We start from the raw sequence: 23,881 nt of genomic DNA, 5'->3' as shown, positions 1-23,881 counted from the left end.
TAGCGCCCGCACTTCCCCCTCTGTCATCCTTCATCTGGTGTACGCAAAGCGAAGGACCTTCCTCACCTACTCCATTACCGTTTTTGCCGATGTGACAAAGCCCAGTACCACGCTAAATGGCCAAGGGCTTTGTCACATTGCATCAGGTTTATCACAAAGGCGAGGAAGGTCCTTCGCGCTGCTCAGGATGACAGATGAAACAACGACTGCACGCGAGATTCCTCGCTCTGCTCGGAATGACGCTCTATTCTACTTTACCGTTCCCACCCAACGACTCGTCGGTGAAATGGGCGCGGTGGCGCTCTTGGGCAAACTTCTCGGCGTTGAAAGCCGCCGAGCCGCCCCGGGGAATCGACAGGGACTGCCACTGCTCCTGCTGCACGAGCTTGCCCAGCAGCACGATTTGGCCCACGTGGTAGGGATAGTGGGCCAGCTGCCGGTTGATGGCCTCGGTGATGGTGTGGCCCTGGTTGCGGATGTAAACCAGCTGGTCCCAGTTGGCGGGCGTGAGCGAGTCGAGGGCCGCGAACAGGCACTGCCAGCCCTGCTCCCACAGGGCCAGCATGGCGGCGCGGGTGGTCAGGTCGTTGTCGAACTCGGCTTCACGTTGCCGCCACTCCTTTTCTCCGTCGGTGGTTAGGAAGTCGGTCCAGCGGGAAAGCATGTTGCCGGCTAGGTGCTTCACGATGGTGGCCATGCTGTTGCAGGCCGGGTTGGGCTGCCAGAACAGGGCCGCGTCGGGCACCTGGGCAAAGGTCTGCTCGCCGAGCAGCTGGTAGTAGGCGAACTGCTTGCGGACGCTGCTGAGGTAGTCGGTATCCATAGCCGGAACGGGTTGGTCAGGGGAAGATACGGCCTTTGCGGAGTTCCCAAAACACGGCCCATCTGCTCTTTCCCGTAGGAAAGTGCCTTGGGACAATTGTCCCAAAGCACTTTCCCAGTGACTGTGCCTAAAAACAAACGTCCCGACGCACATACCAGGTGGTAAGTGCAGCGGGACATTTGTCCCAAGACACTTACCACCTGGTATGTGGGCAAAAACAAATGCCCCAGTTCCCCTACCAAGTGGTAGGGGAGCTGGGGCATTTGTTTTTATGCATAGTCACCGGGAAGGCGCCCGGGCGTATTGGCGGAGAAGCAATATCCCGGTGACTGTGCCTTTATGCAGTGCTGTAAAAGCCACCTCCCCAGAAAGCACGCCTGCCGAAACGAAAGCGGCCCGCCGCAACGGGCGTTGCGGCGGGCCGGATAAGCATCGGATACTACATAGGGGCTTTAATTCATAACCCGTGTGTAATCCTGCGGGTATTCTTTTTCAAACCACCCCATCATATCGGGCACATTTACTGCAATTCCCTGATCAACTAACCACATGAACTGCTTCGGTACCCAAGCGAATAGAATAGCTTCATCTGCCCCAACGATTTTGTAAAACCAGGTATCAACGGGAGGAAAATCGTATTCGTCGAGAAAGCCTCTTGATTCGCCCTGGGCGGCCCCGTCCACAACCGTGTCCCAGATCCGAACGGCCAGAACCCCGCCTTCCGATTCCAAGCTGCTTTCATAGACCAGAGCAGCCTTACGCTTCAGTTGCTCTTCAAAAAGACTGTTAATAGGGGAATCGTCAAGAGAATCATGATTAAAAGGATCCGTCGTCCAATTCGAGTGGAAGTCAAAGATGTACACTTCGGGTATATCAGCTCTGATAGATTCGTAGTTATAATTGGTAATAAAACAAAAATCAAAAATCGATTTGCCGTTGACAACAGGATTTATGCTCCTTAAAATGGAAGCATGATTTTTCTCGGCGTTAGCCAACTGAAGTTCGCAGTATTGCTGCGTCAGCAACAGATTATTTCGAAAGACCTCCTTGTCTATTTGTAGCATGTAGCGACTACGTTATGAATTTATAATTCTTAAACAGAAACGAAAGCGGCCCGCCGCAACGGGTGTCGCAGGCGGGCCGGGGGTAGCAAGTGTGCAACGTGGCTTATGCTGCTTTCTGGGCTGACGCGGGCAATGCGTCGGGTGAAACTTCCGCTACCTGCCCGTCGCGGACGATAACTACTGGCGTTTTCTTGTAGCGCTTGAATGCCAGCAGGCTGTCAGAGGCTACCAACAAGCCTTTGCGCACTTGCTTCCGGACGTGGTTGATTTCTTCCTGGTTAGTCATAGTAGGTGGCCATTAGCCGTTGCCAAATTTCTGCATTTGTGACGAGAGTTTCACCGGCAGCCCCTTCGGCAACGAGTTGTCCAGGCGTGGTCGTATTGTCGACGAATATCTACGCTAAAGCCCCAGCGGGGCGATATATCGGTAGAGGGAGGAAGTAGATAAGATGGTAAAAGCCCCAGCGGGGCGACACTTATCGTTCTACGGATTGTGTCGCCCCGCTGAGGCTTTTGAAACGTTTGATGCGCATTTGTCTACCGATATGCCGCCCCGCGGGGGCTACCAATGAAACGGCGAGAGGCCCCGCGCTATTTCATCGGCATTCACGAACTCCCGGCACCCCAGCAGCGTGGGCAGCAGGGCGTAGGCAGCCGTAGTTTTGCCCGCTCCGTTGCAGCCGGCCAGGAGGTCAGAAAGGTACAATACTGCCCCGGAAACGAAAGCGGCCCGCCGCAACGGGCGTTGCGGCAGGCCGGGAACATTGCGTAGATAAATGATCAATTCGCCTCTATTCGCTCGACTGTAACAGTGCTACGAACGAAACTAAACAGGATAAGTCCAACGACTAGCAACAGAGCTTTATTCAGGTAGAACTCTACGCTGAAGGATGAAAAACCGTCCAGCGTCTCATGCAGAAGACGACCAGCCAGACTAAAAGCCGGCCCAGCTATAAACCCAATACCTAACCACCACTTTAGGTTTGTCAAAGCATATTTATGCTTCGTCACCACCAGAAATAGTATTGCCGCCAACCATACCAGCCGAAAGCCAGCCAACAGATTAACGCCGGTTACCAAAGCGTAACCCGATAGTACCACCCCGCTAGCCAAGCCCACTACTAGAAGCCAGTAGACTACCGCGTTGTGAAAAACCGTTTTTTCTATCATTCCTTGGTTTTATATCTGAATTACGCCTCCGTTGTATGGCTGGGCGGCGGTGGTTTTGCCCGCATCGTTGCAGCCAGTGAGGAGGTAGAGGGTTTTCATGGTTGCTACTGATATGACTTCAACATATCGTCAGGGCTTTGCACGATTCTGCCGCTAGGAAATGCTTCCAGAAATTGGCGGCCCAGGCTTTCATCCCTAAATTTCACCAGCGTGAAGCTGCTATCAAAGGCTACTATTTCGATTTCGGAAGCTGCCAACAGAAATACTTCTGGCTCGGTCCAAATACGTCTGTTGCCATCAGCATAGGGCACTTCCTCAAGTGGTATGGCAGGAATATCACCAGGCACCCCACAGAAAACACCCCACACGACTTGTACCTCCCGGTGAGCAAAGGCTTCATATAATGTTTGACCTGGCACAATGTTGTAGTATGGAGCCGAGTCGTATGATTCCAAATGCCAAGTCTCAATCGGTGGCGAATTATCACCCCAGCATTGCAGTCCGGTAACCAACCAGTTCAGCTTTTCTACTTGCTGCCGAATTGGTGGCAGAACTTCGCTCAAGTAGGTTTGGTAACCTGCTTCTAGGATAATGGTCATCACACCTGAATAACCCCCACATTATACGCCTTCTCAATCGGCGCGTGATTCGCCATTGAAATACCTTCCGAAATCACCTTGCGGGTTTCCAGCGGGTCGATGATGGCGTCGACCCAGAGGCGGGCTGCCGCGTAGTAGGGCGAGAGCTGCTCGTCGTAGCGGGCTTTGATGCGGTCCAGCAGTTCCTTTTCGGCTTCGGGGGTGATTTCCTCGCCTTTGGCTTTGAGCGAAGCCACCTGAATCTGGAGCAGGGTGTTGGCGGCGGCGGCTCCGCTCATCACGGCCAGCTGGGCCGTGGGCCAGGCCACGATGAGGCGCGGGTCGTAGGCCTTGCCGCACATGGCGTAGTTGCCGGCCCCGTAGCTGTTGCCGATAATCACCGAGAACTTGGGCACGACCGAGTTGGCCATGGCATTCACCATCTTGGCCCCGTCCTTGATGATGCCGCCGTGCTCCGACTGCGAGCCGACCATGAAGCCCGACACGTCGTGCAGGAACACCAGCGGAATCTTCTTCTGGTTGCAGTTCATGATGAAGCGCGCGGCCTTGTCGGCCGAGTCGGAGTAGATAACGCCGCCCATCTGCATGGCGCCCTTCTTGGTCTTCACGATTTTGCGCTGGTTGGCCACGATGCCCACGGCCCAGCCGTCGATGCGGGCCAGCCCGCAGATCAGGGTTTGGCCGTAGAGGTCCTTGTAGGGCTCAAACTCCGAGTTGTCGACCAGCCGCTCGATGATGTCCATCATGTCGTAGGGTTTCACCCGATCCGACGGGAAGAGGCCCAGGATTTCCTTCTCGTCCTTGGCCGGGGCCACGGCGGGCTTGCGCGAGAAGCCGGCCGTAGCTTGGCCGCCGAGCTTGTCGAAGATGTTGCGGATGTGCTCCAGGCACTCCTCGTCGGTGGCAAACTTGTAGTCCGTCACGCCCGAAATTTCGGAGTGGGTGGTAGCCCCGCCCAGGGTTTCGTTGTCGATGGTTTCGCCGATGGCCGACTTCACCAGGTAGGAGCCCGCCAGGAACACCGAGCCCGTGCCGTCCACAATCATGGCCTCGTCGCTCATAATGGGCAAATACGCGCCACCGGCCACGCAGGGGCCCATAATGGCGGCCAGCTGTACGATGCCCATGCTGCTCATCACGGCGTTGTTGCGGAAGATGCGGCCGAAGTGCTCCTTATCGGGGAAGATTTCGTCCTGCATCGGCAGATACACCCCGGCCGAGTCGACGAGGTAGATGATGGGCAGCTTGTTTTCGATGCTGATTTCCTGAGCCCGCAGGTTCTTCTTGGCCGTAATCGGGAACCAGGCCCCGGCCTTCACGGTGGCGTCGTTGGCCACAATGACGCACTGCCGGCCCTGCACCCAGCCCACGACGACGACCACGCCGCCGGAAGGGCAGCCGCCTTCTTCCTTGTACATCCCCTCGCCGGCAAACGCCCCGATTTCCACCGTCTGCGAATCCTTGTCAATCAGATACGCTATCCGCTCCCGGGCCGTGAGCTTGCCCTTGGCCTTATGGGCGGCAATGCGCTTCTCGCCGCCGCCGAGCTGCACCTTTTTCAGGCGCTGGGAGAGTTGATAGCTAAGCTGCTTACTGCTGTCTTCGTTCTTGTTGAATTCGAGGTTCATCGGGAAGTGGGTGGGGAGATGGAAGTGGGGAGATGGTGAGGTGGTGAAATGGTGAGTTTATGTTCTGACGGAGCATAACCGCGCCAGCGAAACAACAACTCACCATTTCACCACCTCACTATTTCACCGTGGGTACGGGGCACAAAAAATCCGCCCTGGTGGGGCGGATTCAAAGGTAATAGTTTCTGTAGTACGGCTAAGCCGGGTTATTTCACCGTGGAGTCGGTGGCGCCGATGCTGGGCGTGGTTTCCACCTTCTTCTCCTCCACCTTGATTTCGCCGTCGGGCTTCCGGGTGGTTTCCTTCTTGGTCTTGTCCTTGCCGCCGCCCCCGAATACGGAGAAGTGCACGTAGCGCTTGGGGTTGGCTTTCAGATCTTTGAGCAGGGCATCGGAGCTCTGGGCCGTGGCGTTCAGGTTGCGGTAGAGCAGCGTGTCGTTGATGAGCTTGCCCAGGGAGCCTTTCTGGTCGGTCAGGGCCTTGTTGACGCCGGTCATGGCGGTCTGGGCCTCGGTCATGGTGGCATTCAGCTTGCGCATGGCGGGGCCCACCGGCGCGCCCTTCAGCGAGTCGCTGAGCTGGGAGAAGTTGGAGGCAATCCGGTCGAACTTCTTGCTGGTCCGGTTCAGCTCCGAGGTGAGCTGGGCCATGTTGGTGGTAATCTGGTTGATGTTGCGCTGGTTCATGATCAGCAGGTTTTTCAGCGCCTCGGTGCTGCCCTGGGCGTTGAGCAGCGTGGCCTGCAAGCTCACGCGGGCCTCCTTGCTCAGGAAGCTGTTCACCTTAATCAGCGTGGAGTCGACGGTGCCGAGCACGGGCAGGGCCTTGGCCTGGAAGGCGTCGGTGATGCTGGCCACGGTGTAGGACTTGAGCTCCTCGCCCCCGCTGAACACCTGCGAGTTTTTGCCCAGAAACAGGGTAATGGTCTTGCTGCCCAGCAACGAGCCCGAGAGGCTGGCCACGGTGGAGTCGCCGACGGTAATGCCCTTCTGCAGCTCCAGCGACACGCGGATGCGGTTGCGCTCCTCGGGCAGCAGCTCCATGTTTTTCACCTGCCCGACTTTCACGCCGTTCAGAATCACGGGGTTGCCCACGGTCAGGCCGTCCACGTTGTCGTACTTGGCGTAGTAGGTGCGGTCCGACGACAAGAGGTTACTGCCTTTCAGGAAGTTGAACCCGATATATAGGGCGGCCAGGGCCACGATGCCCAGCAGGGCTACTTTAAGTTCTTTTGACACGCTGCGTCAGGGCTTGAGAGTGTAGAAGGGGCAGATACGAAACGCTAACATCAAGGCGGTAGGATTGAAGCCGGCTTATTCCGCGTTCATGGCTTCGAGTTCGGACTTATAATCCCGGAAAGCCCGGTAGATGCCCGAGGCCATATACGACTGCCCCGATTTATCGTTGAGGTACTGCTCCTCGGAGCGGTTGGTCAGGAAGCCGGCTTCGATCAGCACCGAGGGCATGGTCGATTTCCAGAGCACCAGAAAGCCCGCCTGCTTCACGCCGCGCGAGTGCCGCCCCACGGTGGTCCGGAACTGCCGGTCGACCTTCTGGGCCAGGCGCAGGCTGTTCACCATGTGGGCGCTTTGGTAGAGCGAAAACAGGATGTGGCTCTGGGGCGACGTCGGGTCGAAGCCGCTGTAGCGCTCCTTGTAGTTGTCTTCCTGCAGAATTACGGCGTTTTCGCGCTTGGCCACCGACAGGTTAGCTTCGGTCTTGTGCGGCCCCATCGTCCAGACCTCCGTGCCGTAGGCCCCGGGCGAGCTGGCGTTGCAGTGCACCGAGATGAACAGGTCGGCCCCGTGCTTGTTGGCAATGCCGGCCCGGTCGGCCAGCTCCACGAACACGTCGGTTTTGCGGGTGTAGACGACCTTCACGTCGGGCATGTTTTCCTCGATGAGGCGGCCCACTTCCAGAATGATTTTCAGCGACACGTCGGCTTCCCGGGCTTTTACGCCGGTGCAGCCACGGTCTTTCCCGCCGTGCCCGGCATCCAGGACCACGGTGCGCAGATGATACTTCTGGGGCGGCAGGCCGGGCGTGCCCGGGGCTACGGCTCCCGACGAGCCCGAAAGAAAAACCAGGCCCGCCAGGCAAAGAGCGACAATATTCCGCACGGAGTTCGTTAGTTGGGGCAGCTACCCGTTACCTTTGCAAACAGCCACAAAATAAACGATAAAAACCACGTGGCCCTGTCTACGCTGTCTATCCTGCCTACTTTCCCTTCCCGTGCCCGCCGGTGGCACCCCCTGCTGGTGGTGGCCCTGCTCTGGCTCGGCAGTAGTACTATGGCCTGGAGCCAAGGTACGCCGCGCCCGGCCACGCCCGTGGCCGTACCGCGCCTGGACCCCAACGGACGCCGCCTGACCGATATTCGGCCCGATACCACCCGGCGCGCGGGCCTGCTGGCCGGGGCCGACAGCAGCCGCGCCGGCGACTCGCTGCGGGTGTCGGCTAGGCCCAAAGGCGACATCGAAACCACCATTAAATATTCGGCCACCGACTCGATTCGGTTTGAGGTGCAGAATAAAGTCGCCCGCCTCTACAATAAGTCCCTGATTGATTACGGCGACATGAACCTGAAGGCCGCCCAGATTACGGTGGACTACAGCAAAAACCTGCTTACAGCCGAAGGCGCGGCCGACACGACCGGCAAAGTGGTGGGCAAGCCGGTGTTTGCCGACGGCGGCGGCACCTACACCGCCGGGCGCATCAACTACAACTTCAAAACCAAGCGGGGCAAGATTGCCGAGGCCGTCACGCAGCAGGGCGAAGGCTACGTGCACGCCGAAACCATCAAGAAAAACGAGCTGAACGAAATCTTCGGCCGCAACGGGCGCTACACCACTTGCAACCTGGAGCACCCGCACTTCTTCATCAACGCCACCAAGATGAAGGTGATACCCAAGGAAAAGGTGGTGACCGGGCCGTTTAACCTGGTTATCGGCGACATTCCCACGCCCCTGGGCTTTTTGTTCGGCTACTTCCCCACCCCGGGCAAAAGCCGGGCCTCGGGCCTGATCTTCCCCTCCTTCGGCCAGACATCCGACCGGGGCTTTGCCCTGCGCAACGGTGGCTACTACTGGGTGGTCAACGACAACATCGGGGTGCGCCTCACCGGCGACATCTACTCGGGCAACGCCGACGCCTTCGGGGGCTTTGCCACCACGGCCGAAATGCAGTATCTGAAGCGCTACGCCTACAACGGCCTGCTCAACTTCAGCTACAGCCAGCGCCCCGCCGATTTGATTCTGCGCTCCAACACGGTGAATACCAACAACGAGTACCGCAAGCCCCGCTCGCCGCGCACGTTCTGGCTGAGCTGGAGCCACTCGCCGGTGCCCCGGCCCGGCGGGGGCCGGTTTTCGGCCAGCGTGCAGGCCGGCAGCAACGACTACAACCAGCAGAACAGCTTCGACCAGCGCCGCTACCTGACGCCGGCTTTCAGCTCCAACGTCAGCTACCAGAAGCAGATCCGCAACTCGCCCATCAACTACGCGCTGCAGTTCAGCCAAAGCCAGAACACGGCTACCGGCACCATGGACTTTACCCTGCCCGACGTGACGGTGGGCGTGGCGCGCCAGTACCCCTACGAGCTGCTGGGCATCACGCCCCGGGGCCGGTTCTACGAGCAGTTTTCCATTGCTTACACCCTCACGGGCCAGAACCGCCTGAGCAACTCGGTGCCCGCCCGCACCCTCAGCAACGGCATTCCGCTGCTGGGCGGCACCAACGAAGCTAGCATCCTGCCGGTCAGCTTTTCCAACATCCGGCCCCTGCTGCGCAACGCCCAGACCGGCGTGCAGCACCAGTTTCAGATTGCCCTGGGCAGCTACACCATTCCGCTGCCGGTCATCAAGTATTTCAACGTGTCGCCCTCCGTCAACTACGGGGAGGTGTGGTACGGCAAGCGCCTCGACTACTCCTACAACTCCGTGGCCCAGGCCGTCCGCATCGACACGGTGCGGGGCTTCAACCGGGTCTACAACTGGTCGGCGGGCGTGAACGTGGGCACCAACATCTACGGCACGGTGGTGCGCAAGGGCACCCACAAGATTCAGGCTATCCGCCATAAGCTCACGCCCAGCGCCAACTTCAGCTACTCGCCCGACTACACCCAGCGCAGCAGCCTGTACTTCGTCAACCAGCAGTTTGGCAACCTGACCAACAGCGAAGGGCAGCGCTACAACCAGCTCGACCCCGCCACGGGCCGCATCCTGAACCCGGTCAGCTTCTCGCGCTACAACGGCTTCCTCTACGGCACGCCCAGCGGCACGGAAGTCCGGCAGGTCAGCTTCAACCTGCAGAACCAGGTGGAAATGAAGGTACGCAACGACAAGGACACCACCGGCACCACCCCGTTCGAGAAAGTCAGCCTGATTGACGGCCTGGATTTCAGCAGCGGCTACAACTTCGCCGCCGACTCGTTCCGCCTCCAGCCCTTGTCGGCCGTGTTCCGCACCCAGATTGCGCGCAAGCTCAACGTGAACGTCAACGCCAACTTCGTCTTCTACCAGCGCGACTCCACCGGCCGCCTGCTCAATAAGTACCTGCTGGAACAGTCGCGCCGCCGCCTGGCCCGCCTGGCCACCGCCGATTTGTCGCTGAGCTACCAGTTCAACCCGGCCCAGGGCAAGAAGAAGTCGACGGTGCCCCGCGCCGTGGCTCCCACCAACGACCCCACGCTGGGCACGCCCAACCGCGTGAATCCCTACGAGGACTACGTGGACTTCGAGATTCCGTGGGAGCTGGCCGCCAGCTTCACCACCCGCTACGACGACCCCGGCCCGCTGCCCTCGCGCGGCACCGTGCTGCGCCGCCCGGCCGTGAGCTCGGCCTCCATCACGGCCAGCGGCTCGGTAAAGCTGACCAGCAACTTCCGCTTCGGCTACAACGCCAGCTACGACTTCATCAGCAAGCAGATCGTGGCTCCGTCCCTGGACTTCTACCGCGACCTGCACTGCTGGCAGATCACCGGCAACTGGCGCCCCTTCGGCCTCACGCGCGGCTACTTCGTGACCATTGCCGCCAAGTCGTCGTTGCTCCAGGACCTGAAGCTGAACCGCAACCGCTCCTTCATGAATCGGTAGCCCAAACGCAGCCCTGGTTTTTTCCGCCGCCCACGCTTCACCTGAACTGCGGGCGGCGGCTTCATTTGATCTAACTAGCAACAAGCGGGTTACGGGCCGGCGCGGGTCGGTTTGGGGTTGTTCCGCAGAGTGGGCTTTCGGGGCCCAGTAAGCCGGATCTGGCAAAAAATCCGCAGCTTTGCCATTATTCTTTCACTCCGGTTTAGCCGTTTCCTCTCATGTCGCAGCACAAAGAAGTTAAGCTCGTCACCACGCATCAGCTTTTGGCCATGAAACAGCGCGGCGAAAAGATTTCGATGCTTACCGCGTACGATTTCTCGATGGCCACCATCCTCGACGGGGCGGGCATCGACGTGCTGCTGGTCGGCGACTCGGCTTCCAACGTCATGGCCGGCCACGAAACCACGCTGCCCATCACCCTCGACCAGATGATTTACCACGCCCAGAGCGTGGTGCGGGCCGTGAAGCGCGCCTTAGTGGTGGTGGACATGCCGTTTGGCTCGTACCAGGGCAACTCCTCGGAGGCGCTGCGCTCGGCCATCCGCATCATGAAGGAATCCGGGGCCCACTCCATCAAGCTGGAGGGCGGCGCCGAAATCAAGGAGTCGATTACGCGCATTCTCACGGCCGGCATTCCGGTGATGGGCCATTTGGGCCTCACTCCCCAGAGCATTTACAAGTTTGGCACCTACACCGTGCGGGCCAAGGAAGAAGCCGAAGCTCAGAAGCTGATCGAAGACGCGCAGCTGCTCCAGGATCTGGGCTGCTTTGCCCTGGTGCTGGAAAAAATTCCGTCGGCCCTGGCCAAGCAGGTGGCCGAAAAGCTGTCCATTCCCGTAATCGGCATCGGGGCCGGCCCCAACGTGGACGGGCAGGTGCTGGTGGTGCACGACATGCTGGGCATCACCAAGGAATTCAAGCCCCGCTTCCTGCGCCGCTACGCCGAGCTAGCCGACCTGATGCACGACGCGGTGACGCGCTACGTAAAAGACGTCAAAGACCACGACTTCCCCAGCGCCGAAGAGGCGTATTAATTTAATTAAGAATGATGAGTTCTGAATTGTGAATTAGCTGGTTGTGCCACCTCGTGCTAAAGCCGTTGATGGTCACAACTCATAATTAATAATTCATAATTCATAATTGCACTCCAGTGAATCGTCCTAACATTTGGTCGGAGCAGAAGGAAATTCTGTTCGAAGACAACCACTTGCTCATTCTCAACAAGCCCGCCGGCGTTCTGGTGCAGGGCGACAATACCGGGGATGAGCCGCTGTCGGTGAAAGCCGCCGAATACCTGCGCTTCAAGTACAAGAAGCCGGGCGCGGCCTTCGTGGGCGTGGCCCACCGTCTCGACCGGCCCGTGAGCGGGGTGGTAGCGTTGGCCAAAACCAGCAAGGCCCTGAGCCGCCTGAACGAGATGTTCCGCGACAACAAGGTGCACAAAACCTACTGGGCCTTGGTGGGCAAGTGCCCCGAGCCCAGCAGCGGCCACCTGACGCACTGGCTGGTGAAAGACCCGATTCGCAACGTGACCAAGGCCTACCCCAAAATGCACCCTCAGGGCCTGAAAGCTGACCTCGACTACCAAGTGCTGGGCCAGGCCGGCAACCGCTTCCTGATCCAGGTGAATCCCATTACGGGCCGCCCCCACCAGATCCGGGTGCAGCTGGCCACCGGCCTGGGCACGCCCATTGTCGGCGACGTGAAATATGGTTTTCTCAACCCATTGCCCGACGTGAGCATCGCGCTGCACGCCCGGCAGCTGGAGTTTGAGCACCCCGTGACCCGCGAGGCCATGTGCTTCCGGGCCCCGGTGCCGGAAATGGCCCACTGGGAAGCCGCTCAAACCTTTTACACGCTCTAGCAGTTGCCGTTGCGGCCCGGCCCTGTTTGCCCGGGCTTCCAACTGCCTCGCCTTGCTCTGGCTCCCACTGAACAAGATTTTGGCGTTTTAGGCTGATTAATTGACCACCCCGCAGCGTGGCCGTAGGTTTGTGTTGGCAAATGTGAACTTATAGCCAGCCGTTGGGCTTGTGCGGGCAGTTTGCTGCCGACCTCTGAGCGTTTCCTCTTATTTCTGGCCCATGCCGATACTCATTTTCTTTGTAGCGCACTACTACCTGTCGCTCTTCACGCAGACGTTCTATCTGCACCGCTACGCCGCCCACAAGATGTTCACGATGAACAAGTTCTGGGAGCGGTTCTTCTTTCTGTTCACCTACATCTGCCAGGGCTCTTCCTTCCTCTCGCCGCGGGCTTACGCGCTGCTGCACCGCATGCACCACGCCTACTCCGACACGGAAATGGACCCGCATTCGCCCCTGTTTTCGTCGAATGCCTTCAGCATGATGTGGAAGACCAAGAACATCTACAACGACGTGCTGAACCGCAAGTACGCCGCCGCCGAGCGGTTTGAGGGCGACTACCCCGAATGGTCGCTCATCGAGAACATCGGCGACAAATGGTACTCGCGCCTGGCTTGGGGTACGCTCTACGTGCTGTTCTACGTGCAGTTTGCCACCGCTTGGTGGATGTTTCTGCTGCTACCCATCCACTTCCTGATGGGTCCGATTCACGGTGCCATCGTCAACTGGGGCGGCCACAAGTACGGCTACCAGAACTTCGACAACCACGACCACAGCAAGAACACGCTGGCCCTCGACTTTTTGGCTTTCGGCGAATTGTTCCAGAACAACCACCACAAGCTGCCCATGCGCGTCAACTTCGGCGTGAAGTGGTGGGAATTCGACCCCACGTACTCCGTCATCTGGACCCTGGACAAAGCCGGCATCATCAAGATCAAGCGGAAAGTAACCGCCCAAAAGATGAAAGTCGCCGCGTAAGAAATGACGCGTCTGCGTAAGTAGTTACGCTCTTTTACCAGAAAGCCCTTTATTCCAACCGGAGTAAAGGGCTTTTCACATTAAAAGGCCCAGCACATTTCAGAGGACGGATTGCTTCGTCGTGCCTCCTCGTAATGACCAGAGAAGAGCATTAGCACCTAAGCACATTAATCATTAGCACATTATTCACCTTCCCCACATTTCGCACATTATTTTCCCTTACCTTTGCACCTCATTTTCAACCAGACGCACGAGTTGCGTCGCTTAACCAACCCGGTTTATGGCAGTTAAAATCCGCCTCGCCCGTCGTGGCCGTAAGAAGGCCGCTCAATTCGACATCGTAGTAGCTGACGCCCGCGCCCCGCGTGACGGCCGTTTCATCGAGAAAATCGGTACCTACGACCCCAACACCAACCCTGCTTCCATCAACTTCGACGGCGACAAAGCTTTCGACTGGATCATGAAGGGTGCCCAGCCGACCGATACCGTTCGGGCTATGCTCTCCTACCGTGGTGTTCTGTACCGCAAGCACCTGCAGCTGGGTGTTATCAAAGGTGCCATTTCGCAAGACGTAGCCGACGAGCGTTTCACTGCCTGGAAAGAGCAGAAAGACGCTAAAATCGAAGGCAAGCGTACTTCGCTGGGCTCGGCTAAGGATGAAGCCCGCAAGGCTGCCCTGGCTGCTGAGACCAAAGTGAAAGAAGCTCGCGCCGAGGCTCTGCGTATCAAGAATACGCCCGTAGCCGCCCCCACCGCTGAAGCTGCCGAAGGTGAAACGACCGAAGCTGCTGCTTCGACCGAAGCCACCGAGGAAGCCGGCGCCAAAGCGTTAGTTCCAGAGTCAGGGAGTTTGGAAGTGTCGTGCCCAGGCGGCGCCGCTTCCAGACTCCCTACTTTTTTGACCCCACTTCTCCCCTTTTGCGCATGACTATCGACGAGTGCTACCTGCTGGGCTCCCTGGGCAAAACGCACGGCCTGAAAGGCTTTGTGGTAGCCTTCATGGACGTGGCGGACCTGGACGAGTACCGCGGCCTGAAAACGGTGTACCTGGAGCTGCCCGGCAAGCCCGGGAAGCTCGTGGAGTACGGTGTGGACAAGCTCCAGCCCCAGGCCGACGATAAGGCTCTGCTCAAGCTCACCGGCATCGACACGATTGAAGCCGCCGAGCCCCTACGCAACGCCAAGCTCTACCGCCCCCTGGCTGAGCTGCCCGCCCTGGAAGACGACCAGTTCTACTTCCACGACGTGATTGGCTACACCGTAGTTGATGCCGTGCTGGGCGAGCTGGGCACCGTAGAAACCTTCTACGAGATGCCCCAGCAGGACCTAATGGGCATGCGCTATAAGGGCAAGGAAGTATTGGTGCCGGTGGTGGACGAGCTGATTGAGCGCGCCGACCAGGCCGCGAAAAAGCTCTACGTCACGCTGCCCGAAGGTCTGCTCGACGTGTACCTGAGCCCGGCTTCCCGGGAGCGGGACGAGCCCGACGAATTCGACGGGCCCGACACCGACGACGCGCAAGCTGAAGACCAGAAGTAGCCCCTCATGCGCCTCGACATCGTCACTTGCCAGCCCGAATTGCTGACCAGCCCTTTCGCCGTTTCCATCGTGAAGCGGGCCCAGGAAAAAGGGCTGGCCGAAATTCACGTGCACGATTTGCGGCGCTTTGCCATCAACAAGCACGGGCAGATTGACGACTACGTCTTCGGCGGCGGGGCCGGTATGGTGCTGCGCGTGGAGCCCATTGCCGCTTGTTTCGACGAGCTGCTAGCCCAGCGCACGTACGACGCCGTCATCTACATGACGCCCGACGGCGAGACGCTACGCCAGCCCCTGGTTAACCGGCTTTCCCTGGCCAGCAACCTGCTCATTCTCTGCGGCCACTACAAGGGCGTCGACGAGCGAATCCGCAAGGCCTACATCACCCACGAAATCAGCGTGGGCGACTACGTGCTGAGCGGCGGGGAGCTGGGCGCGGCCATTCTGGTCGATGCCGTAGTGCGGCTCCTGCCGGGCGTGCTCGGCAACGAGGAGTCGGCCTTGAGCGACTCGTTTCAGGACAACCTGCTGGCCCCACCGGTCTACACCCGCCCGGCCGAATGGCGGGGCGAAAAAGTGCCCGATATTCTGCTCTCCGGCAACACGCCGCTGGTAGAAACCTGGCGCCACGAGCAAGCCGTGGAGCGCACCCGCCAGCGCCGCCCCGACCTGCTCGAATAGAATGTGAGAAATGTGAAGATGTGTAAAATGTGAAAATAAATGGCTGTAAACGCCTTATTTGCCACATTTATCACATTACCACATTCCTCCACATTCAACTCAGTTGTAATCATCAAAACAGAGCGCTATATTTGCGCCTCTTTAAGCGAAACCCCTTGGGCGGCGGCGGCGTCCTTTTTCAAGTTTTTCCAGCCATGAGCGTATTACTCGATTTTATCCAGCAGGAGTCCCAGGAGCGCCGCGCCAGCTTCCCTGTTTTCGCCGCCGGCGACACCGTTAACGTCCACGTGAAAATTCGCGAGGGCAACAAGGAGCGCATTCAGCAGTTCCAGGGTGTTGTTATTCAGCGCAAAAACGCCAGCACCAACGGCGAAACCTTCACCGTGCGCAAAATCTCGAACCAGATTGGTACCGAGCGTATTTTCCCCCTGCTGTCGCCCAACATCGACAAGATTGAGCTGGTGCGTCGCGGCAAAGTACGTCGCGCTCGTCTGTTCTACCTGCGTGGCCTGTCGGGCAAAGCTGCCAAAATCAAAGAGCGTCGCGGTTAATCCCCGATTTCTTAGAAGTACAAAAGCCGGCTCCTTTCACGGGAGCCGGCTTTTTTGCGTTTACGCTAATTCCGCAAAGGCTTGCTTAGCCGTTCTGCTGATTGCTGTTCGGCAGATCCTGCGCGGCATCAGCCTGCGGGTGCTGCACCTGTTTGGCCGCCTGCAGCAGGGCTTCGCCGAGCTGTTCGACGCGGGGCTTGGTATTGCCATCGGCAAACACGGCTGACTTGATAGTATTCTCGCCCAGGCGGCCCAGCAGGCGGCCGATGACGTTCTTGTCGTAGGTGCCCGAGCCGAAATGGGCTTTGAGCTCCTGCAAATCCACGATGAGCTGGTGTAGCTCGGGGTTGTCGGCATCCTTCAGGTCCTGAATCCAGCGTTGCAGCACGTTGTCGAAGCCGGCGGTGGCGGCTATGTCCTGCAGGTTGCCGGTGAGCATGCCCGTGGCAGCATCTAAATGAACCTGATGTTGCACTTCTTTCTTTTCCATGGTTTCGGGGTTTTGGCGGTAAGGTTGTCGCGGTATGCTGCCTGTCTAAACGGGCCGGGGGCGGTGGGGTTATCCGAACCGCAGCTTTTCCGGGCCGAAAACGTACTTTCGCTACGGATTCCTTTCTACCCTCTCCCTCCTTCATGAAAAAAGTATTCGGCGGCCTGTTGCTGGCCGCCCTACCCTACCTGGCTTGTGCCCAGCAACGCCCGGCCCCGGCCGGCTACTGGCAGCAGGAAGTCAATTATTCAATCGACGTCACCCTCGACGACAAGCAGCACGAGCTGCGGGGCACCGAGGAGCTGCAATACACCAATAACTCGCCCGAGCAGCTGACCTTCATCTGGTTTCACCTCTGGCCCAACGCCTACAAGGACAACACTACTGCTTTTGCCAAGCAGCAGCTGCGCAATGGCAGCCGCAAGTTTGAGTTTGCCAAAGCCGCCCAGCGCGGCTACATCGACCAGCTCGACTTCAAGGTGAACGGCCAAAGCGCCCAGCTGGCTTACGACCCGCAGAACCCGGACATGGCCAAGCTGATTTTGCCCCAGCCTCTGGCGCCCGGTGCCAAGGCCACCATTTCGACGCCTTTTCACGTCAAGATACCCGACTCCTTCTCCCGCTTCGGCCACGTGAGCCAGTCGTACCAGATAACGCAGTGGTACCCCAAGCCGGCCGTGTACGACCGCAAAGGCTGGCACCAGATGCCCTACCTCGACCAGGGCGAATTCTACTCGGAGTTTGGGTCGTTTGACGTGCGCGTCACCCTGCCCGCCAACTACACCGTGGGCGCTACCGGCGTGCTGCAGAACCCCGACGAGCAGCAGCGCCTGGATAAGCTGGCGGAAGCCACGGCCCTGAAGAAAACCGCCGCCGACTTCGGCAAAGACCTGACGTTCCCGGCTTCGTCGTCGGAAACCAAGACCCTGCGCTACGTGCAGGACCGCGTGCACGACTTCGCCTGGTTTGCCGATAAGCGCTTCAACGTGCTCAAGAGCGGCGTCACGCTGCCTTCGGGCCGGCCGGTAACGTCCTGGGTGCTGTTTACCAACTCCGACGCGGAAAAGTGGGTTAAAGGCCTCCAGGATCTGAACGACGCCCTGACCTACTACTCCCAGTGGGTGGGCGAGTACCCGTATTCGGCGGCTACGGCCGTGGACGGGGCCCTGAGCGCCGGCTCCGGCATGGAATACCCGATGGTGACGGTGACGATGCCCTCGGCCATTGTGCACGAAGTCGGCCACAACTGGTTTTACGGCATTCTGGGCTCCAACGAGCGGGACCACGCCTGGTTGGACGAAGGCGTAAACTCCTACGTGGAAGCCCGGATAGCGGAGCGCAACGACCCACAGGCCGGCCAGTTCAGCAGCTTGCTCAAATCCCCCAAAATTGCCACCAAGCTCGGCGTGGAAGGCCTGCCAGCGGCGGCCCTGAACCAGGTGCCCTACCAGGCCCAGGCCAGCCGCGGCCTCGACCAGCCCGTGGAAGGGCTGCGGGCCGATACGTACGGCAAGCTCAACTACGGTATCATCGTGTACATGAAAACGGCGGCCGTGCTGAAGTACCTGGCCGGCTACCTGGGTCAGGAGAAGTTTGACCAGGCCATGCACGCCTACTACAACCAGTGGCAGTTCCGCCACCCCTACCCGGAGGACATGCAGGCCGTGTTTGAGGCTTCCACCGGCCAGCAGCTCGACTGGTTTTTCAAGGACATGCTGCAAAACACCTACCGCTACGACGCGGCCCTGTCGGATATGCAGCTGACCGACACGCAGGTGAAAGTGCTGGTGCGCAACGACTCGCCCGCGCCGTTTGCCGTGCCCGTCAGCACCGTCGATGCCCAGGGCAAGGTGCTCGAAACCCAGTGGACCAGCCTGATTGGCACCGATGACGAGCAGGATGAGGCCCAGCTTAATTTCCGCCGGGAAGGCGTAGCGGCCGTGGTAGTCGATGCGGAGTACCTCACGCCCCAGCTCAACCGCCGCGACGACCGGATGCGGGTAACCGGCTCCCTGCGCCGCTTCGAGCCCATCAGCCTTAAGCCCCTGGCCAGCATCGAGCGGTGGGACCGGTCGACGCTCAACTGGTTCCCGGTGGTAGGCGCCAACACGTCCGATAAGTTCATGCTGGGCGCGGCGGTCTACAACAACCCGCTGGTGCCCAAGAACCTGAACTTCCTGCTGATGCCGATGTACAGCTTCAACCGCAATGAAATCAACGGCATTGCCAACGTGAACCTGAGCGTGCTGCCCAACTCGACGGTGCGCCAGATTGTGACCGAGCTGACCCTGCAGCGCTTCGAGCGGTACTTCAAGGTGGAGCCCAGCATCACGCTGAAGCTGCCTTTTTCGGCCTATAACGGCCCCCAGCACACCTTCCGCCTGGCCAATACCGCCGTGCGCCTGCAAGACCAGGGCAACGAAACCATGAGCATCCAGACCGGGGAATACTTGGTGGAAGGCGGCAACGCCCTGCAGAAGTGGAGCGCCCACGTGGAATTCAACCAGCTTACCTCGGCCATTTCGCAGGAAACCAACTCGACCAACGCCCTGTTGCTGCGCGCCTCGGCAGCCTACCAGCGGTACTACGCGCCGAAAAAACGGGTGTCGGTGCGCCTGTTCGGCGGCCGTTTCCTGGATAGCTCCCCCGATTTCGTAATGGGCCTGAGCGGCAGCCCCGACTACCGCCGCCAGACGGCTTTCCTCGACCGGCAGCAAATCTCGCACACCTTCACGGCCCAGCTCCACCAGACCGACGACCGGGACGGCGCGTTTAAAGCTTTCCTGCCGGTGTACAGCCAGAAATGGCTCAGCACCCTGAACCTGCAGGCCGACCTGCCCGTGACGCGCCTGGCCGTGTTTGCCGACCTGGGTGCTACCGACGAGCAGTTCCTGTTGGCAGGCCAAACCAAGAGCCAGCGCCTGTTCTACGACGCGGGCTTGGTAGTGCCCGTCATTCCGGATATATTTCAGCTGTACGTGCCGGTGGCGGGTTCGCAGTTCAAAAACGGGCTACCCAGCAGCCGCCAAGACTTCACCGACCGGATCCGGTTTGTGCTGCACCTGGAGCAGGCCAACCCGTTTCGTCAGCTCAATAAACTGTTAGCCCAGTAACTCATTCACCTATGCGGTTTGCGTTCGGGAGTTTTTTCGTGAGCTTGTGTAGTGTGGGGCTCGGCAGCTGCCAGCCCGACTACACCGAGCTGCCCACGTTTTCGCCCGAGCGCAAACTGCTACAGGCGGTAGTGGAAGTGCCCGCCGGTACCAACCACGCCCAGCGCTACGACCCTGCCAAGAAAGACTTTCTGCCGGTGCGCCGTGCCGGCCTCGACCACATCGTCGAATTTCTGCCTTGTCCCGGCAATCAGGGCTTTATTCCCGGTACCCGCGCGGAAGCTACCGGTGCCCCGCTCCAAGCCCTGATTCTGGCCGAAACCCAGCCCCAGGGCACCGTGGTGGAAATCCTGCCCATCGCCCTGCTCACCCTCGACGACAACGGCACCTTGCAACAGGTAGTAGTAGCCGTGCCCGCCCGCCCCAGCCAGCAGATCCTGCCGGGCATAACGTCCTGGAAGTCGCTCACCAAGCAGTACCCCGGCGCCCGAGACATGGTGGGCCAGTGGTTTCAGCACCAGGGCCGACTCGGCGAGGTGCGGCTGGTAGGCTGGAAAGATGAGCAGGCAGCCGACAAGCAGGTGCATCTGGCCATGAAGTAAAGCAGCGGCACTCTAAATAAAAGCCCACAAAAAAAGCCTGGCCGAGTAATCGGCCAGGCTTTTTTTGTGGTAGTTGAGTTCAACTACTCAATCTTGTTCATGCGCTCCTTCACGGCTTCCAGCGCGACGCGCATGTTGACAATGTCGGCGCGGGCGGCTTCCTGCTCTTTCAGGTTCGAGTCAATCAGGTTGTTGTACTGGAGCAGTTCAGCGGCGTTTTGGGCCAGCTGCTGCTGAATTTCCTGCTTCTTCAGCTTGTTCTTCTCGATGTCCTTCTTGATGGCGTCTGCTTTGTTGATAACGGCCATGTGGTTGTTCTGCGAAGAAACCAGTGCTTTTTCGGCTTCCGAAACCTGTACGGCCAAGTCTTCACGATACAGCATGCGGGCGAAATCCTTCAGGTATTTCTCCGACGACTTCCACTGTACGGGAGTAGCGTCTTTGCTCAGGTAAGCGTTGCCCAAGTCAATCGACCACCATACGGACGTGCCGGTGGGCGTAGCATCAACTTTGCTGATCACGCGGATGGGCGTTTTGGAGATGTCTTCGATGATAACACCGTCCATGGTGTAGACACCTTTGTCGGATTTGAGCTTGCTACCGAATTTCTCGTTCAGCATTTTCTGCCACGAATCGTCGACGCGCTTGCTGTCCAGCTGGATGGTAACACGCTGACCTTTACGGGGAATGCCCTTGATGGCCATGTCTGTTTCATCTACGGGCGATTTCTGCGCGTAGCCAGTCACCGATAGCAAAAGCATCAGTAGCAGAGAGAGGAGTACGCCTGGTTTCATAGTGAAATGAGGTAGTGAGGAAAAAAGAGATTACAAAAGGTGAGGTTGGCTCCGGCGATAGAAGTCCAACTCACCAAATTTAACCAGACTCCCTTGATGTTGACACTCCCTTACTTGATTTTTTTTGTAGAATATTCATTTTATTGGATAGTGACTATCTAATATTACCATAATTCAAAACCCATGTGTTTTAAACGGGATTTAGTAAAACTGCGACTTTGCACAAAAGGCACGTAATCTATTTGGAAATCAAAACAAAAGGTCTTATTACCGGTTCCGAAGCTCTATGAATGTAACTGTCTGCCGCACCGAGCACTTCAACGCGGCGCATCGCCTGCACAACCCGGCCTGGAGCGACGAGCGCAACGCGCAGGTGTTCGGAAAGTGCAACAACCCGCACTACCACGGTCATAACTACGTACTTACGGTGCGCCTGACGGGTAGCATCGACCCGGCTACGGGCTACGTGTACGACCTCAAGCGCCTGAGCGACCTGATCAAACGCGAGATTCTGGATACCTTTGACCACCGGAACCTGAATCTGGACACCGAGGAATTTCGCGACCTTAACCCTACGGCCGAAAATATTGCTGTCGTGATTTGGAACCGCCTGCGTGCTCACGTTGAGCCGCAGCTCGCCTTGTCGGTCACACTCTATGAAACGGACCGCAACTTTGTTGAATACCATGGATAATTCCGTGTCGGCGGCTTCGGCCGCGCACAGCGCCGGCCCGGCCGACTCCCACCTCTCGCCCGATCTGCGCACGCCGCTGCGCGCGGATGCCTTCGCGCTGTCGGATGAGGAGAAGATTACCGGCATTGCCGAGCACTTCCACGAAATCATGCTGCTGCTGGGCCTCGACCTGACCGACGACAGCCTGCAGGGCACGCCGCGCCGGGTGGCCAAGATGTACGTGCAGGAATGGTTCCGGGGCCTCGACCCCAAGCACCGGCCCGACGTGAAGCTGTTTGACAACCGCTACGGCTACCAGCAGATGCTCGTGGAGCGGGACATCACCGTGTTTTCGTGCTGTGAGCACCACTTCGTGCCGATTATGGGCAAAGCGCACGTGGCCTACCTGCCCGGCGAGCATGTAGTGGGCCTCTCGAAGCTGAACCGGGTGGTGCAGTACTACGCCCGCCGCCCCCAGGTGCAGGAGCGCCTCACCCGCCAGATTGCCGAAGAGCTGAAACAGTCGTTGCGCACGGACAACGTGGCCGTGCTCATCGAGGCCGACCACCTGTGCGTGATGAGCCGGGGCGTAAACGACACGGGCAGCAGCACGCTCACGGCTGAATACGGCGGCCTGTTCAAGGACGACCAGGCACTGCGGGCCGAATTTCTGCGCCAGATCGGCAAGTAGAGTCAGGCAACGCTTCGTAGGCCCAGCGCGTGGAGCCGAAGCCCGGCGGCGGTGTGGCGCAAGACGAACATCTGCGCGCCGCCGGCCCTCTCCATACCGTGCACCGCATTGACTTCCAGCAGCTCACCCACCCAGCGAATGTTGCTCAAACGAAACCAAGGGTAATCGTAAGGCCGGATAAGCTCGGGCAGCGGGTCATGCCGAATATCCATTTCCCGCAACCGTCGGGCCGGCGCGAAGTCCTCGACCTGAGCTAAAACCCGCAGAATATTCCGGATAAGCGGCTCGGAGTGGCGGCGGCGCAGATTCGCAAAGTAGCCCCGCTCCCGCCGCCGACGTTTCTCGGGTGGGCCGAAGAGTTCAGTCAGCGTTTTTTCGTACTCTTGTGCCCACTTTTCTTCGCTGTGCTCCATGCCTCAGTGTACGAAGAATTGGTAGGTTAATTAGCTCCTAAACCACTTTTGAGCCGCCTTTTTGGCTTGCAACACTATGTCCCAGAAAGTTCTCATAACCGGTGGCACGGGCCTGATTGGAACCCGCCTGGCCGAGATGCTCATTGATGCGGGCTACGAAGTGGCCCTGCTCAGCCGCACGCCCAGCCAGAGCCGCTACCGGAGTTTCCGCTGGGACCCGCAGCACGGCACTATCGATGAGGCGGCCGTGCCCTACGCCGACCACATCATCAACCTGGCGGGCTCCAGCGTATCGGAGGGCAAGTGGACCGATGAGCGCAAGCGCGACATTATGACCAGCCGCCTGGGTGGCACCGGCCTGCTGGTGCGCGAGCTGACGAAAGGCCAGCACCACGTGCGCACGTTTCTGTCGGCCTCGGCCATCGGTATCTACGGCGACAGTGCCGACCGGGTGGTGAACGAAGAAACGCCCCCGGCCCCGGCCGATGACTTCCTGGCCGATGTAGCCCACCAGTGGGAGCTGGCCGTGCAGCCCGTGCACGACATGGGCATCCGCACCGTGATTATCCGCATCGGCATCGTGCTCAGCACCCAGGGCGGCGCGCTGCCCCCGATGGCGCGCCCCATCAAGCTCATGGCCGGGGCCCCGCTGGGCTCGGGCAAGCAGTACATGTCCTGGATTCACCTCGACGACGTGTGCCGGCTGTTTATGCAGGCCCTGGAAGAGCCGCAGTGGGAAGGCGTCTACAATGCCGTGGCGCCCAACCCGGTTACGAACAAGGCTTTTACCGAAGCCCTGGCCGAGGTGATGCACCGGCCGCTGGTGCTGCCTAAGGTGCCGGCCTTCGGCCTGAAGCTGGTGCTGGGCGAGATGAGCGAAATTATTCTGGCCTCGCAGCGGGTAAGCGCCGAGAAAGTGTTGAATGCCGGTTTCCGCTTTGAGTATCCGGATCTGAAACCGGCGCTGCAGTCGTTTTACGGGGAGGAGTAGGTCAAGTGCGTAGGACCTACGAGCACAAAGCCCGTTTCAGTCTAGCCGCACTGCTGCTAAGCTTTACCCTGATTTCTTGCGACACTTTGATCCACGAGTTTTGTGGAGAGCTTACCGGGGCCC

At 59.1% G+C, this 23,881-nt stretch carries 24 protein-coding genes; 13 read left to right on the top strand and 11 right to left on the bottom strand.

What is annotated here, in order from left to right; genetic code table 11:
• Positions 1–244 precede the first annotated feature (244 nt).
• The 8 genes from E5K00_RS18380 to E5K00_RS18345 all read right to left on the bottom strand — a co-directional run bounded on the left by E5K00_RS18380 (position 245) and on the right by E5K00_RS18345 (position 7,404).
• Positions 245–823 carry a DUF1572 family protein gene (locus E5K00_RS18380; RefSeq protein WP_135464734.1) on the bottom strand — a complete coding sequence of 193 codons (579 nt, stop codon included), beginning with the start codon at positions 821–823 and terminating at the stop codon, positions 245–247.
• 452 nt (positions 824–1,275) lie between these two features.
• Positions 1,276–1,887: a hypothetical protein gene (locus E5K00_RS18375; RefSeq protein ID WP_135464733.1), complete on the bottom strand. Its 612-nt coding sequence runs from the start codon at positions 1,885–1,887 to the stop codon at positions 1,276–1,278.
• A 103-nt stretch (positions 1,888–1,990) separates the two neighbouring features.
• Positions 1,991–2,173, bottom strand: coding sequence for a hypothetical protein (locus tag E5K00_RS18370; protein WP_135464732.1), 183 nt, complete (start codon positions 2,171–2,173; stop codon positions 1,991–1,993).
• Between the two features lie 276 nt (positions 2,174–2,449).
• Positions 2,450–2,593, bottom strand: coding sequence for a hypothetical protein (locus E5K00_RS22890; RefSeq protein ID WP_167856869.1), 144 nt, complete (start codon positions 2,591–2,593; stop codon positions 2,450–2,452).
• 568 nt (positions 2,594–3,161) lie between these two features.
• Positions 3,162–3,656: a hypothetical protein gene (locus tag E5K00_RS18360; RefSeq protein WP_135464730.1), complete on the bottom strand. Its 495-nt coding sequence runs from the start codon at positions 3,654–3,656 to the stop codon at positions 3,162–3,164.
• Positions 3,656–5,284: an acyl-CoA carboxylase subunit beta gene (locus E5K00_RS18355; protein WP_135464729.1), complete on the bottom strand. Its 1,629-nt coding sequence runs from the start codon at positions 5,282–5,284 to the stop codon at positions 3,656–3,658. Before E5K00_RS18355 ends, E5K00_RS18360 begins: the two co-directional genes overlap by 1 nt.
• Positions 5,285–5,490: 206 nt before the next feature.
• Positions 5,491–6,522 carry an MlaD family protein gene (locus E5K00_RS18350; RefSeq protein WP_135464728.1) on the bottom strand — a complete coding sequence of 344 codons (1,032 nt, stop codon included), beginning with the start codon at positions 6,520–6,522 and terminating at the stop codon, positions 5,491–5,493.
• 75 nt (positions 6,523–6,597) lie between these two features.
• Complete coding sequence (locus tag E5K00_RS18345; protein WP_135464727.1) at positions 6,598–7,404, bottom strand: N-acetylmuramoyl-L-alanine amidase family protein; 807 nt, start codon at positions 7,402–7,404, stop codon at positions 6,598–6,600.
• Between the two features lie 69 nt (positions 7,405–7,473).
• Here E5K00_RS18345 and E5K00_RS18340 point away from each other — a divergent pair, with 69 nt between their 5' ends.
• From E5K00_RS18340 to rplS, 8 genes are all read left to right on the top strand, one after another.
• Positions 7,474–10,377 (top strand): putative LPS assembly protein LptD, encoded by a 2,904-nt coding sequence (locus E5K00_RS18340; protein WP_135464726.1) that lies wholly within the window; start codon positions 7,474–7,476, stop codon positions 10,375–10,377.
• A gap of 218 nt (positions 10,378–10,595) precedes the next feature.
• Positions 10,596–11,411: a 3-methyl-2-oxobutanoate hydroxymethyltransferase gene (gene panB / locus E5K00_RS18335; protein WP_135464725.1), complete on the top strand. Its 816-nt coding sequence runs from the start codon at positions 10,596–10,598 to the stop codon at positions 11,409–11,411.
• Positions 11,412–11,527: 116 nt separating this feature from the next.
• Positions 11,528–12,241 (top strand): RluA family pseudouridine synthase, encoded by a 714-nt coding sequence (locus E5K00_RS18330; RefSeq protein WP_135464724.1) that lies wholly within the window; start codon positions 11,528–11,530, stop codon positions 12,239–12,241.
• Between the two features lie 220 nt (positions 12,242–12,461).
• Entirely contained in the window at positions 12,462–13,220 is a 759-nt protein-coding gene (locus tag E5K00_RS18325) for an acyl-CoA desaturase (RefSeq protein ID WP_135464723.1), read from the top strand.
• A gap of 280 nt (positions 13,221–13,500) precedes the next feature.
• Positions 13,501–14,148: a 30S ribosomal protein S16 gene (locus E5K00_RS18320; protein WP_135464722.1), complete on the top strand. Its 648-nt coding sequence runs from the start codon at positions 13,501–13,503 to the stop codon at positions 14,146–14,148.
• Positions 14,145–14,759 (top strand): ribosome maturation factor RimM, encoded by a 615-nt coding sequence (gene rimM, locus E5K00_RS18315; protein WP_135464721.1) that lies wholly within the window; start codon positions 14,145–14,147, stop codon positions 14,757–14,759. The genes E5K00_RS18320 and rimM overlap by 4 nt, the downstream gene beginning before the upstream one ends.
• A 6-nt stretch (positions 14,760–14,765) precedes the next feature.
• Positions 14,766–15,440 (top strand): tRNA (guanosine(37)-N1)-methyltransferase TrmD, encoded by a 675-nt coding sequence (trmD, locus tag E5K00_RS18310; RefSeq protein ID WP_135464720.1) that lies wholly within the window; start codon positions 14,766–14,768, stop codon positions 15,438–15,440.
• Between the two features lie 194 nt (positions 15,441–15,634).
• The gene (gene rplS / locus E5K00_RS18305; protein WP_100337626.1) at positions 15,635–15,991 is read left to right on the top strand and encodes a 50S ribosomal protein L19; all 357 of its coding nucleotides are present in this window, start codon (positions 15,635–15,637) and stop codon (positions 15,989–15,991) included.
• Between the two features lie 85 nt (positions 15,992–16,076).
• Here the strand turns inward: rplS and E5K00_RS18300 are convergent, their stop codons facing one another.
• Positions 16,077–16,481, bottom strand: a complete 405-nt coding sequence (locus E5K00_RS18300; protein WP_135464719.1) for a hypothetical protein — start codon at positions 16,479–16,481, stop codon at positions 16,077–16,079.
• Positions 16,482–16,624: 143 nt separating this feature from the next.
• Here E5K00_RS18300 and E5K00_RS18295 point away from each other — a divergent pair, with 143 nt between their 5' ends.
• Both E5K00_RS18295 and E5K00_RS18290 read left to right on the top strand, forming a co-directional pair.
• Positions 16,625–19,594, top strand: a complete 2,970-nt coding sequence (locus tag E5K00_RS18295; protein WP_135464718.1) for a M1 family metallopeptidase — start codon at positions 16,625–16,627, stop codon at positions 19,592–19,594.
• Between the two features lie 11 nt (positions 19,595–19,605).
• The gene (locus E5K00_RS18290; protein ID WP_135464717.1) at positions 19,606–20,196 is read left to right on the top strand and encodes an inorganic diphosphatase; all 591 of its coding nucleotides are present in this window, start codon (positions 19,606–19,608) and stop codon (positions 20,194–20,196) included.
• Positions 20,197–20,279: 83 nt separating this feature from the next.
• Here E5K00_RS18290 and E5K00_RS18285 read toward each other — a convergent pair whose 3' ends face one another.
• Positions 20,280–20,957: a hypothetical protein gene (locus tag E5K00_RS18285; RefSeq protein ID WP_135464716.1), complete on the bottom strand. Its 678-nt coding sequence runs from the start codon at positions 20,955–20,957 to the stop codon at positions 20,280–20,282.
• 319 nt (positions 20,958–21,276) lie between these two features.
• Here E5K00_RS18285 and E5K00_RS18280 point away from each other — a divergent pair, with 319 nt between their 5' ends.
• Positions 21,277–21,684 carry a 6-pyruvoyl trahydropterin synthase family protein gene (locus tag E5K00_RS18280; protein ID WP_135464715.1) on the top strand — a complete coding sequence of 136 codons (408 nt, stop codon included), beginning with the start codon at positions 21,277–21,279 and terminating at the stop codon, positions 21,682–21,684.
• The gene (folE, locus tag E5K00_RS18275) at positions 21,677–22,354 is read left to right on the top strand and encodes a GTP cyclohydrolase I FolE (RefSeq protein ID WP_135464714.1); all 678 of its coding nucleotides are present in this window, start codon (positions 21,677–21,679) and stop codon (positions 22,352–22,354) included. Before E5K00_RS18280 ends, folE begins: the two co-directional genes overlap by 8 nt.
• 2 nt (positions 22,355–22,356) lie before the next feature.
• On the opposite strand, the gene E5K00_RS18270 is transcribed toward folE, so the two are convergent.
• On the bottom strand, positions 22,357–22,767 hold the full coding sequence (locus E5K00_RS18270; protein ID WP_135464713.1) for a hypothetical protein: 411 nt from the start codon (positions 22,765–22,767) through the stop codon (positions 22,357–22,359).
• Between the two features lie 76 nt (positions 22,768–22,843).
• On the opposite strand from E5K00_RS18270, the gene E5K00_RS18265 reads away from it, so the two are divergent.
• On the top strand, positions 22,844–23,758 hold the full coding sequence (locus tag E5K00_RS18265; RefSeq protein ID WP_135464712.1) for a TIGR01777 family oxidoreductase: 915 nt from the start codon (positions 22,844–22,846) through the stop codon (positions 23,756–23,758).
• Positions 23,759–23,881: the final 123 nt, after the last annotated feature.

It is taken from the genome of Hymenobacter aquaticus (genome assembly GCF_004765605.1).
Classification (GTDB): domain Bacteria; phylum Bacteroidota; class Bacteroidia; order Cytophagales; family Hymenobacteraceae; genus Hymenobacter; species Hymenobacter aquaticus.
The sequence above is the reverse complement of the archived record's forward strand: the minus strand, read 5'-3'. Positions and strand labels throughout refer to the sequence as shown.

Coding starts and splice junctions, on each gene's coding strand:
- E5K00_RS18290 (WP_135464717.1), top strand. CDS start 19,606: ATGCGGTTTGCGTTCGGGAGTTTTTTCGTGAGCTTGTGTAGTGTGGGG.
- panB (WP_135464725.1), top strand. CDS start 10,596: ATGTCGCAGCACAAAGAAGTTAAGCTCGTCACCACGCATCAGCTTTTG.
- rimM (WP_135464721.1), top strand. CDS start 14,145: ATGACTATCGACGAGTGCTACCTGCTGGGCTCCCTGGGCAAAACGCAC.
- folE (WP_135464714.1), top strand. CDS start 21,677: ATGGATAATTCCGTGTCGGCGGCTTCGGCCGCGCACAGCGCCGGCCCG.
- E5K00_RS18295 (WP_135464718.1), top strand. CDS start 16,625: ATGAAAAAAGTATTCGGCGGCCTGTTGCTGGCCGCCCTACCCTACCTG.
- E5K00_RS18300 (WP_135464719.1), bottom strand. CDS start 16,481: ATGGAAAAGAAAGAAGTGCAACATCAGGTTCATTTAGATGCTGCCACG.
- E5K00_RS18285 (WP_135464716.1), bottom strand. CDS start 20,957: ATGCTTTTGCTATCGGTGACTGGCTACGCGCAGAAATCGCCCGTAGAT.
- E5K00_RS18370 (WP_135464732.1), bottom strand. CDS start 2,173: ATGACTAACCAGGAAGAAATCAACCACGTCCGGAAGCAAGTGCGCAAA.
- rplS (WP_100337626.1), top strand. CDS start 15,635: ATGAGCGTATTACTCGATTTTATCCAGCAGGAGTCCCAGGAGCGCCGC.
- E5K00_RS18375 (WP_135464733.1), bottom strand. CDS start 1,887: ATGCTACAAATAGACAAGGAGGTCTTTCGAAATAATCTGTTGCTGACG.
- E5K00_RS18355 (WP_135464729.1), bottom strand. CDS start 5,284: ATGAACCTCGAATTCAACAAGAACGAAGACAGCAGTAAGCAGCTTAGC.
- trmD (WP_135464720.1), top strand. CDS start 14,766: ATGCGCCTCGACATCGTCACTTGCCAGCCCGAATTGCTGACCAGCCCT.
- E5K00_RS18380 (WP_135464734.1), bottom strand. CDS start 823: ATGGATACCGACTACCTCAGCAGCGTCCGCAAGCAGTTCGCCTACTAC.
- E5K00_RS18360 (WP_135464730.1), bottom strand. CDS start 3,656: ATGACCATTATCCTAGAAGCAGGTTACCAAACCTACTTGAGCGAAGTT.
- E5K00_RS18265 (WP_135464712.1), top strand. CDS start 22,844: ATGTCCCAGAAAGTTCTCATAACCGGTGGCACGGGCCTGATTGGAACC.
- E5K00_RS18270 (WP_135464713.1), bottom strand. CDS start 22,767: ATGGAGCACAGCGAAGAAAAGTGGGCACAAGAGTACGAAAAAACGCTG.
- E5K00_RS18320 (WP_135464722.1), top strand. CDS start 13,501: ATGGCAGTTAAAATCCGCCTCGCCCGTCGTGGCCGTAAGAAGGCCGCT.
- E5K00_RS18280 (WP_135464715.1), top strand. CDS start 21,277: ATGAATGTAACTGTCTGCCGCACCGAGCACTTCAACGCGGCGCATCGC.
- E5K00_RS18325 (WP_135464723.1), top strand. CDS start 12,462: ATGCCGATACTCATTTTCTTTGTAGCGCACTACTACCTGTCGCTCTTC.